Here is a 13,923-nt window from a genome sequence, read left to right as displayed (position 1 = left end):
AGTCCCGACAGTACCGAGACCTAACAATCCTATCTTCACGTCAACACCACCTAAATATTTTATGTTTTTATTTCGAAAACACTTGTTTTTATTTTAGAAACATTTTATCATAGACAATAGAATAAAACAATAATATTTTTGGAGGTTAATATGAACATTTCTTATAAAAGTACTCGTTCAGACAAAACAATGACAGCTTCTCAGGCCATACTAAAAGGTATATCCGATGAAGGTGGACTATTCGTACCAACTGTTTTTCCTCAAATGGACCTAAAAAGTTTAGTCCATAAATCTTATAAAGAAATTTGTTACTCTATTCTCTCTAAATATCTTCCTGAATTTGATGAAGATTATTTAAAAGACATTATAGGTAAAGCTTATGATAAGTTTTCAGTGCCCCAAGTAGCTCCTGTGGTGAGCCTCGGCAATCACCATATTTTAGAATTATTTCACGGTCCTACTTTAGCCTTTAAAGATGTGGCACTAAGCATATTGCCTTACCTTATTCAAGTTTCAGCAACACTACAAAATGTAGAAGATGAAATTGTCATTTTAACAGCTACTTCTGGTGATACTGGTAAAGCAGCTTTAGAAGGATTTGCAAATGTAGAAAACACAAAAATCATTGTCTTTTACCCTTCAGAAGGGGTAAGCAATATCCAGAAAAAGCAAATGACGTCTCAAGTAGGAAACAATGTTTATGTATTAGGGATTGAAGGTAATTTTGACGATGCGCAAAATGGCGTAAAATCAATATTTAATAATAAAGAGTTTAAAGAAAAACTAAAATCAGAGAAGATTATATTGTCATCTGCAAATTCCATTAATATTGGTAGACTTCTTCCTCAAGTGGTTTATTATTTTAGCTCCTATATGGAATTAGTTCAAAAAGGCGCTATCGCATTAAACGATTCCGTCAACTTTACTGTTCCTACAGGTAATTTTGGCGATATTTTAGCTGGATATTATGCAAAGAAAATGGGACTACCTATTCACAAACTACTTTGCGCCTCTAATTCTAACAATGTCCTCCACGATTTCTTTAAAACAGGAACCTACAATAAAAACAGAGACTTCATTAAGACCATCTCTCCATCAATGGATATATTGATCTCTAGTAATTTTGAACGAATGTTGTACCACGCTAGTAATAATGATCAAGAACTTATCGTCAATTTAATGAAGGAATTAAATACCAAGGGCAGCTATACTGTTCCCGAAGAGATGAAATCTGTTATTTCAGAGCTCTTTTATAGCTCTTACTCTGACGAAGAATCTACAAAAAAGGTCATAGGTCAAGTTTATGAAGAATACAATTATGTCTTAGATCCTCATACAGCGGTAGCCTACAAAGTATGTGAAGACTATGTGAAGAATACATCTGATGAAAGGACAAATATTATACTGTCAACAGCCAGCCCTTTTAAATTCCCAGAAGCAGTATATGAGTCCATCTTTAAAAATAGCGATTTAGAAGTATATGAATTGATCGATAAGTTAGCCGAAAAGACAAGTCTTACAATTCCTGAGCCAATTAAAAAATTAAAAGATTCTGCAGTTCTTCATAAAAAAGTCATTCCATCAGACAAGATGAAAGAAACTGTAGGAGAAATTTTACTTTAATGTATAAGATAAGTGTACCTGCTACTAGCGCAAATATTGGTCCAGGTTTTGATTCTTTTGGTCTGGCATTAAATTTATATAACCACTTTTTCATTGATTATGCAGATGATTTGATTTTTGAAAACTGTGAGATTGCAAACAATAAAAATAATTTAGTATATACCTCTGCCATGGCCTTATTTAATGATTATTATAAAGGGGAGCATGTTCCAAGGGGTCTATACATAAAATTTGAAACTCATATTCCCCTTAGCAGTGGATTAGGTAGTAGCGCTACTTGCATTGTAGCTGGTCTCATAGGAGCCAATCTACTCCTTGGTCAGCCCTACAGCACAGAAAAGCTCCTAGAAATGGCTGTAGGTATCGAAGGACACCCAGATAATGTAGCTCCTGCTTTTTTTGGAGGATTAAATATTTCTACCACGTCTAGAAACCGTATTTTTCACAAAAAAGTTCGAGTTTCTGATCGTTACAGTTTTTATGTACTCATTCCCGACTTTACATTGCCTACGAGCCAATCTAGAGTTGTATTACCTGAGCAAGTCCCATTTAAAGATGCTGCCACTAATATTGCCAATGCATCCTTAATGGTGCTTTCTCTAATGGATGGAGATAAGGATACCTTACGTCTTGTATCAAAAGATCAATTGCATGAACCTTATCGTAAGGAATTGATTCCAGGCTTTGACTTTATCAAGGAAAAAGTATTAGGTAACGGTGGCCTTAGCTGTTTTTTAAGTGGTGCGGGACCAAGCCTTCTCTGCATTGTAGAAAATACTGAACAATTCCAAAGAAATATACCAGCTGTTTTAGGTGGATTAAAATCAAAATGGATGATTCAACAAGTAGATATTGACTATAATGGCGCAAAATGGACTCAAGTATGATGACAAAGTGCCTGTGGCACTTTGCCATCAGCAGTGATCTAAGGTCAAATCTCATAGGTCAACGGTGCAACTTTTGCATATAGGGATGACCTAAATAGTAGTTAATTCAAAAAGTACAACTTCATATTCAATTAAAAGATCTACGGATTATCTGGATTAAGGTGATGTAAAATGATAACAAAATATCTAATCATAAGCAAAGAAATACTTCCTGATTATTTTGATAAAGTAATTGAGGCTAAAAAGCTTATAGACAGTAATCAAGTAAAAGGTGTAAGTGAAGCTGTAAAAAAAGTTGGCATAAGTAGAAGTACTTATTACAAGTATAAAGACTATATCTTCGTCCCTTCAAATCAATTAGGAGGTCGAAAAGCAACCTTATCTCTTGTATTAGAGCACCATAAAGGAGTACTCTCTAATATTTTAAATATTATTGCAGATAAAAACGGAAACATCCTGACAATCAATCAAGATATTCCTATAAATGACAATGCCATCGTATCCATTACTTTAGATATACTAGACTTATCCATAACCCTTCAACGCCTCATTGAAACTCTTACTGAATTAAAAGGGGTAGCTTCAGCAAAGCTTATAGCCATAGAGTGATAATAGTAACCAGCGATCAGCACTATAGCCACCTTATAAGACCCAAGAGGAATGCTTTAAACTGATTGCTGCCCCCCAAAGGAATGCACATGAGAAAAAAATTAACCTAGAGAAATACTTATGACCTAGCTCATGCATAATTTCTTCAATACTTCAAACAATACTATAAAGTTTTGAGAAATGGAGGGGTTATTTTGGTTCGAAAAAATATTGGCTTTATTGACGCTTATGCTCGACTTTCCTGTGGGCTTACTATGTTTGGCATGGGGATATGCAAAAAATCAAAGTTTATGATTACTTTAGGTGCTATGAAGACTGCAGAAGGAATTACAGGTTTCTGTCCTATGTATTATTTTATGGGAATATCTACAAAGAAAAGCGATAATATTATGGGAACTGTTCGTGAGCTAATCCGCAAATAATATTAATAGAATAAGTAAATACAATTAATTATAAAGATAGATTAACTATTTTAGAAGAGGGCTAAATTTTAGCCCTCTTTTGTATTTCTATTTCTGTAGTATTTTATTTTTTTGCTTTTGAGTCTATATTTTAGATTTTAAAACTATTTGATTTTAATCAATATTGTATTTGTATAATTTTAATAAATTTATAATTTTTCAAAGTATTTTTATGGTATAATATACAAAAGGAGACTACATATGGCAAGTTATAAAAAAAGTGCAGAAACAAAAAAGAAAATTTTAGATGCTAGTAAAAAACTCTTTTATGAAAAGGGTTATAAAGGAACTTCATGTAAAGAAATTTGTGAATTAGCAGATGTAAATCTTGGCCTTATACACTATCATTTTAAAACGAAAAAAAATATTGCGTCTATTATTTACGCTAATAGTTTATTAGAGGTCAAAGATTTAGTTCGGATAAAAATGAATAAAATCTACAATTATTACGAACTAAAATACGGTACAGCAGCAGAAAATTGGGTCTTTATGAGTGGCTTTCTCACCAATGAAAATTATAGGCGATTTTATTACGAAATATGTCAGGAAAATATCCTAGTAGATGAGAGAACGGATATCATCGACTTTTTCTATCGTTTACATGTTAATATTTATGATTTAGACATCTCTCCAAAAGAAGTCAAACTCATCAGAGTGTGTATTGCTGCAATCACTATGGCTCTTGTAGAAAAATATGTGGAAAACTACTTAGATTTATCCATACAAGAGCTTATAGAATACAAAATACGCAACTTATACAAATTTATGAAATTATCTGATGAGGATATTGATGATATCGTTAAAACGTCTTATGACATGTACCAAAATTTTAATATCGAATTTGGAAAACATTTTGAAATATATCAAATCAATTCATTGATAAATAAGCCATTGGTAATCTAATAATAGTTCTTCCATGCTAAATCTTTAGGTTGCTCCACTGTTTTTCTAATTCGAGTAAATCTTCTTTTGTATTGATATTTAGGAACAGATCCCAATTAGGGCTATATTCCCGGGCGATCTCTTCCTCGATATAAATACTGTTAAAGTTCTTGAGGAGTCCAAAAACCGACCTTTTTCCACTTTTTAAGTACTCCTCTATAGGACTTATTAAATTTTTTGAATAAAATCCATGAAAAGGCTCGATCCATTCCTGATTAAATACTGTAACACAGGCATCACAATATACCTGTTCCATTCTATTTTTCAAGTATTCAATATAATCGAAATTAATATAGGGCATATCACAAGCCATAACATAAGCGTATTGATTTTTAGCCATTTTTAATCCTACATGTATCCCACTTAATGGTCCAAAACCTGGTATTTCATCTTGAACAGTTCGGCAAGGTAAAGTAGAATAGTACTCCGAATTATTTGTAACAACTAAGATATCATCAAATACTGTATGTAATCTATTTATAATATATTCTACTAATGAAATATTATTGACCTTTAATCGTTGCTTATCAAAACCCATCCTATTGCTCTTCCCACCTGCTAGTAAAATAGCTGTTCCAAATTTGTTCATAAGCCTTTCCCTTCGTAAGTGTCTTAATATCTTTTCCTAATGTTTATCCTATTATAACAAGAAATTGCGTGAATGAATAGTTTTTAAACTATAAAAACGCGTAAGGTAGAAAGTGGAATGCCCAAGCGTAAAAACAGAAAGCTAAATGCAAAAGCTTGCCTATAGGCGAAAAAAAATTGAGCGGTTGTTAAACTACCATTTAACGACTGCTCAATTTTTTACGTAGAACGTACAACTTAGAAATAAGGCACCAAAGGCGCTTTATTATAAAATACCTAATAACATACCTGCTAGTGGAACCCATATTGCTACAAATGCTGCTAATACCACTTGGATAATGGCTGTAGATTTAGCCATCTCTCCCATTTTATAATACCCTGTCATATAGGTCAATAATGGAACCGTATCTAGAGGCAATAAGTAACAATTTGATACACACAATCCCAAAGTCATAATGGTAATAATTGGGCTAACCCCGATATTTGCTGCTAATCCTACTAGCGGAACTACAAGCATTGTTATAAGAGCGGGAGCCACTGGAACGACGATTAGCATTAAGAAAATCAAAATACCTATCATAAATATTATTCCAAATAGTGGAAGATTAATAGAGCTTGGCATTAATGTTTGGACAATCCAGTCACTGACACCGTTTGCTACTAAATTGTTGCCTACAGATATGATGGTACCTACTAAGAAAAAGGCAGCCCAACTTACGTCGTTTATGTATTCTGTCCAAGTAAGTATCTGTATTTTAGGCAAGAACAAGAAGACAAATCCTATTATCGCTACTAACGTTACATTGAACATTGGATACCAGGAACTTAAAATCCACAATACAAGTAAAACAATCATTAAGACTAATACATATAGTTCTTGAAAACCGATCTTATCTGGAACCTCAAGACCATTAATATAGGCTTTTATATCATCTTGGGATAATTCTACTGGTTTGTAAACCTTTAAGATAATCCGCCAAGCAATAGGCAACATGATAATTACTAAAGGAATTCCGAAAGTCATCCATTGGACAAAAGTAATTCTTATTCCTGTAGCCTGCTCTAATAAATTAATGCACATTAGGTTTAATGATGAACCAGCTGGAGTAATCATACCTCCAATCATGCTAGCAACTGGAAGACCGATCATTATGGCTTTACCTGTTTTCTTTTTAGCATCTTCATCTTTATAGATCTTTAAAAACCCTAATACTAATGGAATGAAAACAGCTGTCGTCGCCACATTTGATATCACAGATGATAAAATTGCAGAACATAGCATAATGGCAAATATAATCATGTTTACATTTTTCCCGAACATTAACATCAATTTTTTCAACAGTCGAGTGGATAGTGGTACTTTGGTAATAGCCGTTGATAGTCCAAAAGAAACTAATACAAAGTATACGATTGCATTCGTAAATCCACTTACAGCCGCAGGTATATCCGCTGCTACTTTAAACACTACCATCAACGCAATTGCGAGAAAACAAGTTACTCCTATTGGCAATGGTTCCATAATTAGTAAAACCAATACTGCCAAAAGAACGCCTATTGATCGTACTCCCGCCTCAGTTAATGTACCCTGAGCTGGTATAAAATTCATTGCGATTAAAATTGTTATTGCTAAAATAATCCCTAATAACTGGGTTTTCTTCATCTAAAACACCCCTTTTATTTTTTGTCTTATACATTTAACGTCAATTAATGTATACCAATATTGTAAATCAGCCTCCCACTTTATACTTTTATATAAGTATAATATTATACCCGACCAATAAAATCAATATATAATTTAAAAAATTATTTTTTTACAATAAAATTTTAATCTACTAGATCGTCTAGGTTTCCATTTTTCCTAATATTTTACTTGCATTATTTTTTATTTCATAGTATAATAATTCTTGTTCCGAAATACGCTTCCTTAGCTCAGTTGGCTAGAGCACCTGACTCTTAATCAGGGTGTCCTGGGTTCGAGTCCCAGAGGGAGCACCAAAAATAAAATAACTCGCATTAGTTCTTAAATCTTCGTTTAAGGACTTTTTTTATACCATGGGACTCGAACCCTGAGAGGGTTTCCAAACGATGCGAAGCAATTCAATATGCTAAATGCATATTGAATAGTGAAGAAATCTCTGAGCGAGCCTTAAGCGAGCGAGGAGGGTAGACGCGCTAGCGGATACGTCCCAGAGGGAGCACCAAAATAAAATAACTCGCATTAGTTCTTAAATCTTTGTTTAAGGACTTTTTTTATACTCACTTATTTTTAGGTACCTTATTCATAATCTCCTGAGTAGAAGTAAGCATGAGTATGGTTCCAATAATATTTACAGTAAAGGACATGTTCTTAGATTCTACGAAAAAAGATCCGATTAGAACTATGATAAATCCAATGGCTGCAGTAATAAGATGTACTCTAATCTCTTTACTTTTTAAGAATTTAATAAATTTCCCCATAATAACACCCTCTACAAATAATGTCTTATAACTTTAGAAATGCTTTTATATAGATATAAAATTATAATAATTTCTTTTATCTTTTTAGTTGAAAGGAGGATGGTTTCTAAAAGATACCATCCTCCTATTTATTTATGCATGTACAATATACTTTCAGATCATTTATTATACTGTTCGGCTATTAATCTCTTCTTGATATTCAACAACTTTTTCTCTTGTGATTTTAAATCCTATAACCAATAGTACTGCACTAACAAGAGAGAATATTGCTGGTATTAACATAAATCCATTTGTAATGGCATTTTTCAATGCATCACTTGCTTGTGCTGGATCAATATCTGGTGTAAAGTTTGCAGATGCAAGTACTGCAGAGATGATTAAACCTCTTAATAAGATAGAGACCTTTAATGGTAGATTTTGAAGACCCATAATCCAACCAGAAGCTTTTTTACCTGTTTTCCATTCGCTATAAATAACACAGTCAGCGTATAGCGCAGGGATTAAAGAGTAGTTTACACCATATGAGAACTGGCCAATACTTAATAAGATAATAACTACATAAACAGATACAGATGCCCAAAGTAACTTTGCAGCTATTAAAACTGCTGCTGTGATTACAAAGAATACAATTGCAGCTGTTCGAGTTGATAATACTTTAGAAAAGTTTTTACTTACATAAGAGCCTATTACACCTAAGATGTTGGCAATAAAAATATAAGTTGGTAATAAAGCCGGATTTTGTGCAACATATGTAAAGTAATAAACAGCGATACCACCTAAAAGGAAGTTAAATAGATATTTTGATACATCAGCAATTAATAGTATAAGTAATGGAGGATTTTGGAATAGTGACTTAACCATGTCTCCACCGCTCATTTTATCCGCTTTTTTGCTCTTTGCATTCGTATCAACACCAACTTCTTCGTATCCATCAAACATTTTAAAGTGAACGTAATACATAACAGCCATAATACAACCTAAAACAAAAGCTGTTGCCGCATATTGATTTGTTTCTCCAATTATTCCTGCAAAGAAAGATGCCATTGGAATACCTACATAAGGGAATAATACCCTAGACATATTTGCCCATGCGCCTCTTGTCGCTGTTAATTGAGCTCTGTCTTCTGGTGTTTGTGCAGCTAATGTAATTAGAGATACATTCGCAACATAAGGAATATTCCAAATCATATGACTAGCTAAGAATCCAATAATAATTGTAACCGCATTAAGTGCATTGTTTCCAAACTTCACAAATTGTAAAGCGTAGAGTATAGGCACAATCCATGGTAATGCAATTAACCAAGAGCGATATCGTCCCCATTTCATAGGTTTTGATCCATCAATAATTGCTCCATAAATCCAAGAAATCGCAGCGTCAACTCCACTAGTAATCGTTTGGATAAGTGCAGCTAAACCTAAATCAAATTGTGCAAGATTCGTTAAGAAAAATGGGAAGAAGTAGTTTTCAACACTTGTCATCAACGAAAATGCACAGTCGCCAACCCCGTAAAAGGTTTTTAATGCCTTACTTAAGGGTTTCTTTGTTTGTTTCGAGTTGTCCATAAGATACCTCCATTAAAATATATTTTAAAAAGAATTGCCAAAACATGTGCGTGCTATTTTAAGATAAATAGCTTAGATGAAATACATACTGAAAGTAAAACGTTTTCATCACATTCTTTACTTATACGTAACTTTGAATCGCCCCTCTCTTTATAAAATTTTATATATAACTAATAATATGAATTTAAGTTTATTATAATATTTATAATATAGGTTGTCAACAAAATATTACAAATTATTACGCATATTATTTTGTAATTACAGTATATTATACCATTTATGTCGAGTTAATAGTCCTTATATCCTATAATTTAATGATATTAATTTAATTAAAGGAGGATTTGACAATGCTTAGGGATCGATTCAAAGAAATTGGTTATGAAGAGTTTAAAGAAATAAAAGAAAATGGCCTATAATGTTGGCCGTGGAAGGATTGAATATTTTAGTCTAATTTTATTTTAGATAGTCAGGTGGTCAACAAAATCTATGAGTCACCATTGGTGGCAAAGGTTTTACTTACAACTTAGATACATAGAACTTACAAAAAAAAAAGCGTATTTAGGTGACTAGCCACCTAAATACGCTTTTTTAATATCATCATTTTCAATCAAGTCTTTTGCATCTCCCTGGATGACGATTTTTCCTGTTTCCAGAACATATCCTCTGTCAGCAATTTGTAAGGCTCTATTGGCATTTTGCTCTACAAGTAGAATTGTAGTTCCTGTTTTATTGATTTCTTCAATAATATTAAAGATCTCATCTACTAAAATCGGAGCAAGTCCCATAGAAGGTTCATCTAATAAAATTAGTTCTGGATGAGACATAATCGTTCGACCAATGGCCAACATCTGCTGTTCTCCACCACTAAGAGTACCAGCTAATTGTTTTATCCGCTCTTTTAACCTAGGAAATCTTTTAAATACCAACTCTAAATCTTTGCTAAACTCTGCTTTATTTGACTTTCTTGAATAAGCTCCCATTTCAAGATTTTCTAGTACAGTCATTTGGGCAAAAATTCGTCTGCCCTCTGGTACATGGCCCATACCTATAGAGACCATCTTTTGTGGGCTGACTTTTTCGATATCCTGTTCTTTAAAAAGAATCATTCCGTCAGTAGGTTTAATCATTCGAGACAAAGTTTGAAGTATGGTGGTCTTCCCCGCTCCATTGGCTCCAATTAAGGTTACAATTTCTCCCTGTTTTACGTCAAAACTTATATTTTTAATAGCGTGTATACTGCCATAGTGTACATTAAGATTTTTTACTTCTAACATCTGTTGCCCTCCTCCTACTCGCCTAAATAAGCTTTGATTACATTTGGATTGGATTTTATTTGATCTGGATCACCAACTGCAATTATTTTTCCATAATCTATTACAGTAATCTTTTCACAAATGCCCATTACTAAATTCATATCGTGTTCAATTAAGAGAATGGCAATCTTAAACTTATCTCGAATTAAGTATATAGTCTCCATGAGCTCTTTTGTTTCTTGTGGATTCATTCCAGCAGCAGGCTCATCAAGTAATAAAATCTTTGGATTGGTAGCTAAAGCTCGTGCAATCTCAAGCTTACGCTGTTTTCCATAGGGAAGATTCTTCGCTAAACTTTGCGCTGATTGCCTCATGTCAAATATATCTAAGAGCTCCATTGCATAATTATGAGCTTTCTTTTCTTCGTTCCAATAAGAGGGCAGTCGGAAGATGCCATCTATAATATTATATTTCATTTGTTTATGATAGGCTATCTTGACATTGTCTTCTACTGTAAGCTCCTTAAATAATCGAATATTTTGAAAGGTTCTAGCTGCTCCAGCTTCTACGATATCATAAGGCTGTTTTCCTACTACATTTTTACCATCTAAAACAATGCTTCCAGAAGTCGGAAGATATACACCTGTTAACATATTAAATACAGTCGTTTTACCTGCACCATTTGGCCCTATTAAACCCCTAAGTTCTCCACTTTCAATGGAGATTTCAAACCCATCTACAGCAGTAAGACCCCCGAATTTAATGGTTAAGTCTTTTACATCTAATAATGCCATTAGAGATCTCCCCCTTCTGCATCATTTTGTGCTCTTTTCTTTTCTCGTATTGCTGCCGGAATTCTTAATGCACCTGTTAAAGAGAATTCCTTTGTTCCTAAGATTCCTTGAGGTCTAAAAATCATCATAATAATCAATACGGCGGAATAAAGTAACATTCTGTACTCTGCAAAATCCCTAAGAAGTTCTGGAAGAAGTGTCAGTATAAAGGATGCTACTACTGTACCTGTAAGGCTGCCCATACCTCCTAAAATAACGATAGTAAGTATCTCTACAGATTTCATAAAACCAAAAGTAGAAGGATCTAGAAAAGCAGTGTATTGTGCATACAATCCACCTCCTACACCTGCAAAAAATGCAGAAATCGTAAATCCTAAAGCCTTAAATTTTATAGTATCAATCCCCACTGCTTCAGAAGCAATTTCATCCTCCATGATTGATTTCATAGCCCTACCATGCCTTGAACGCGTTAAGGTATACAATACTACGAGAACCACGATAGTAACCCAATAAGAGTTGTTTGAATTGACAATCTTAGGAATTCCTGTAAGACCCTGTGCTCCACCTGTAAACTTGAAATTGTTAATAGCTACTCGAATAATTTCACCAAAACCAAGGGTAATAATCGCTAGATAATCACCTTTTAACCGTAGCGCTGGCAAACCTATAAGGTAACCGATAATTGCTGTTATAATTCCTGCTACAATCAAGGAAAGTACTAACTGTATCGTTGCAGGCATTCCCATTTCATTAATAGCTATAGAAAACAATGCAGAAGCATAGGCACCTACTGCCATGAATCCAGCATGCCCTAAGGCCAATTGACCTAAATAGCCTACTGTAAGATTTAAGCTACTTGCCATTACAATATTAATAAAACATGTAACAAGTATACCTGCAAAGTATCTGCTGACTATTCCACTCGTCGTAAGTATGTTTAATAGAACAAATACAAGGATGATAGCTATTAGATTGATCACATTAGACTTCTTATTTTTGCCTGCCACAATTACACCTTCTCCCTTGTATTTTTACCTAAGATGCCTGTCGGTTTTACAGACAATACTACAATTAAAATACTAAATGCAATTGCATCAGACCAGCGACTAGATATGTAAGCTTTTGCCAATGTCTCTATAAATCCTAGTATAAATCCGCCAAGCATAGCTCCAGGCACAATTCCAATTCCTCCTAAAACAGCTGCCACAAAAGCTTTTAAACCAGGTAAAACACCTAAAGTTGGAAGAACTTGAGTATATGCTACTGCGTACAAAATCCCACCTAATGCCCCTAGTGCAGAGCCAATAGCAAATGTTATAGATATGGTTCTGTCTACATTAATACCCATTAACATAGCAGCATCCGTATCCTCAGAAACAGCTCTCATTGCCTTTCCTGCTTTTGTCTTGTTAATAAATAGGGTCAACAGAATCATAAATAGTACCGAGACAAGAAATGTAATTATAGTAATATTGCTGACTTGTAAACCTCCAATATTAATTGGTTTATTTGGAATAATCGATGGCATTACTTTTGGATCCGCTCCAAATATGAGAAGAGCTATATTTTGCAATAAATAACTCATAGCTATAGCTGTAATTAAAGCCGATATTCTTGGAGAATTTCTTAAAGGCTTGTACGCAATTCTCTCAACTGCCATACCTAATAGAGCTGTAAGGGTCATTGAAATCAGAAAAATTGCCCATACAGGGGCCCCTACTAAAGCTAGTATAAAAGCAAAATATGCACCCATCATCATAATTTCTCCATGAGCAAAGTTTATTAATTTAATAATCCCATAGACCATTGTATAACCTAAAGCAATTACTGCGTAAATACTTCCTACTTGAAGACCGTTAATTAATTGTTGAATAAATACCATGTTTACTCCTCCTTTCATTAGTGTTATTTAGCGAAACCTACTCCTTATAAAACCGTATGTTTAAAAGTGCTTCCTAAAATTCTTATGGAGTAATATGTAGAATTTTGTTTTCCATACTATTATAATACAATATTCTGAATTATAAAATTATTAATACATATTTTACCCTAGTTATAATCTTCCACTTATCTATGAATCGTTTTATCGCTAATTCATGTACATTATTATGCTAAGATAAAATGAAAACAATATGAACATATTATTACAAATATTCTGAAAGTTCAAGAACTTTAGACAAGGTGATATTTTCTAGTCTAACCGTCGAATCCTTTTCTTCATCTATGTTCATAGACTTCTTCGATACTACGACTCGAACGGACTTTTGTATCTCTCAATAAAATTTTCACCTATTAACTATGCCCATGCAGGATGAACCATAAGTAAAGGTGCCTCGAATTAGAGACACCTTTTATAGATGTATATATTATTCTACTACGATTTTTTCTAGTAATTCATGCTTCCCGTCTTTGAGTTGGATGATTGTGATATCCTTTTGAGAAACATCTCCCTTTTTATCAAAGCGGATATTACCAGTTACGCCTTTGTGCTCTGTTTCTACAAGTTTGTCTAAAATTGCTTGGCTATCTGTGCTACCTGCCGCTTTAATTGCTTCTGTTAATATATAAGCTGTATCATATCCTAATGCCGCAAATGAATTTGGCTCAGCATCGTATTTTTTTTGATAACCTGAGATAAAGTTTTGAACCACTTTATCTGAATCTGTTTTTGCAAAGTGATTTACAAAGTAATATCCTTCTACTTGTTCTGCGTAATCTTTTTCTAAGCTATCCCAGCCATCTACAC

At 33.6% G+C, this 13,923-nt stretch carries 14 protein-coding genes and 1 tRNA gene; 6 read left to right on the top strand and 9 right to left on the bottom strand.

Annotated elements, in window-relative coordinates; translation table 11 throughout:
- Positions 1–156: 156 nt before the first annotated feature.
- The 5 genes from thrC (at position 157) to Q7P22_RS11180 (ending at position 4,483) form a co-directional block, all read left to right on the top strand.
- Positions 157–1,623, top strand: a complete 1,467-nt coding sequence (gene thrC, locus Q7P22_RS11200) for a threonine synthase (RefSeq protein WP_369695529.1) — start codon at positions 157–159, stop codon at positions 1,621–1,623.
- Positions 1,623–2,510, top strand: a complete 888-nt coding sequence (thrB, locus tag Q7P22_RS11195; RefSeq protein WP_303864189.1) for a homoserine kinase — start codon at positions 1,623–1,625, stop codon at positions 2,508–2,510. The genes thrC and thrB overlap by 1 nt, the downstream gene beginning before the upstream one ends.
- A gap of 171 nt (positions 2,511–2,681) precedes the next feature.
- Positions 2,682–3,119, top strand: coding sequence for an ACT domain-containing protein (locus tag Q7P22_RS11190; protein ID WP_303864187.1), 438 nt, complete (start codon positions 2,682–2,684; stop codon positions 3,117–3,119).
- Positions 3,120–3,313: 194 nt separating this feature from the next.
- On the top strand, positions 3,314–3,541 hold the full coding sequence (locus Q7P22_RS11185; RefSeq protein WP_303864185.1) for a DUF2892 domain-containing protein: 228 nt from the start codon (positions 3,314–3,316) through the stop codon (positions 3,539–3,541).
- Between the two features lie 240 nt (positions 3,542–3,781).
- Entirely contained in the window at positions 3,782–4,483 is a 702-nt protein-coding gene (locus Q7P22_RS11180; RefSeq protein WP_303864183.1) for a TetR/AcrR family transcriptional regulator, read from the top strand.
- Positions 4,484–4,499: 16 nt separating this feature from the next.
- Here the strand turns inward: Q7P22_RS11180 and Q7P22_RS11175 are convergent, their stop codons facing one another.
- A complete protein-coding gene (locus Q7P22_RS11175) occupies positions 4,500–5,111 on the bottom strand; it encodes a molybdenum cofactor guanylyltransferase (RefSeq protein ID WP_303864182.1) in 612 nt (203 codons plus the stop codon).
- Positions 5,112–5,375: 264 nt separating this feature from the next.
- Positions 5,376–6,770, bottom strand: a complete 1,395-nt coding sequence (locus Q7P22_RS11170; protein WP_303864180.1) for an SLC13 family permease — start codon at positions 6,768–6,770, stop codon at positions 5,376–5,378.
- A 258-nt stretch (positions 6,771–7,028) separates the two neighbouring features.
- Here Q7P22_RS11170 and Q7P22_RS11165 point away from each other — a divergent pair.
- Positions 7,029–7,105, top strand: a tRNA-Lys gene (locus Q7P22_RS11165).
- A 261-nt stretch (positions 7,106–7,366) separates the two neighbouring features.
- Here the strand turns inward: Q7P22_RS11165 and Q7P22_RS11160 are convergent.
- From Q7P22_RS11160 to Q7P22_RS11130, 7 genes are all read right to left on the bottom strand, one after another.
- Positions 7,367–7,567: a hypothetical protein gene (locus Q7P22_RS11160; RefSeq protein WP_303864178.1), complete on the bottom strand. Its 201-nt coding sequence runs from the start codon at positions 7,565–7,567 to the stop codon at positions 7,367–7,369.
- A gap of 165 nt (positions 7,568–7,732) precedes the next feature.
- Complete coding sequence (locus Q7P22_RS11155) at positions 7,733–9,130, bottom strand: MFS transporter (RefSeq protein WP_303864176.1); 1,398 nt, start codon at positions 9,128–9,130, stop codon at positions 7,733–7,735.
- A gap of 566 nt (positions 9,131–9,696) precedes the next feature.
- Positions 9,697–10,404 (bottom strand): ABC transporter ATP-binding protein, encoded by a 708-nt coding sequence (locus Q7P22_RS11150; protein WP_303864175.1) that lies wholly within the window; start codon positions 10,402–10,404, stop codon positions 9,697–9,699.
- 14 nt (positions 10,405–10,418) lie between these two features.
- Positions 10,419–11,177 (bottom strand): ABC transporter ATP-binding protein, encoded by a 759-nt coding sequence (locus Q7P22_RS11145; RefSeq protein WP_303864173.1) that lies wholly within the window; start codon positions 11,175–11,177, stop codon positions 10,419–10,421.
- Positions 11,177–12,184, bottom strand: coding sequence for a branched-chain amino acid ABC transporter permease (locus Q7P22_RS11140; protein WP_303864171.1), 1,008 nt, complete (start codon positions 12,182–12,184; stop codon positions 11,177–11,179). The genes Q7P22_RS11145 and Q7P22_RS11140 overlap by 1 nt, the downstream gene beginning before the upstream one ends.
- 2 nt (positions 12,185–12,186) lie before the next feature.
- Positions 12,187–13,059 carry a branched-chain amino acid ABC transporter permease gene (locus Q7P22_RS11135; RefSeq protein WP_303864169.1) on the bottom strand — a complete coding sequence of 291 codons (873 nt, stop codon included), beginning with the start codon at positions 13,057–13,059 and terminating at the stop codon, positions 12,187–12,189.
- A gap of 484 nt (positions 13,060–13,543) precedes the next feature.
- A partial coding sequence (locus Q7P22_RS11130) for an ABC transporter substrate-binding protein (protein WP_303864167.1) occupies positions 13,544–13,923 on the bottom strand: 380 nt, incomplete at its 5' end.

The organism is Alkalibaculum bacchi (genome assembly GCF_937875145.1).
Taxonomy (GTDB): Bacteria; Bacillota; Clostridia; order Eubacteriales; family Alkalibacteraceae; genus Alkalibaculum; species Alkalibaculum bacchi_A.
Note: the sequence above shows the minus strand (reverse complement) of the source record. Positions and strands in the feature narration are given on the sequence as shown.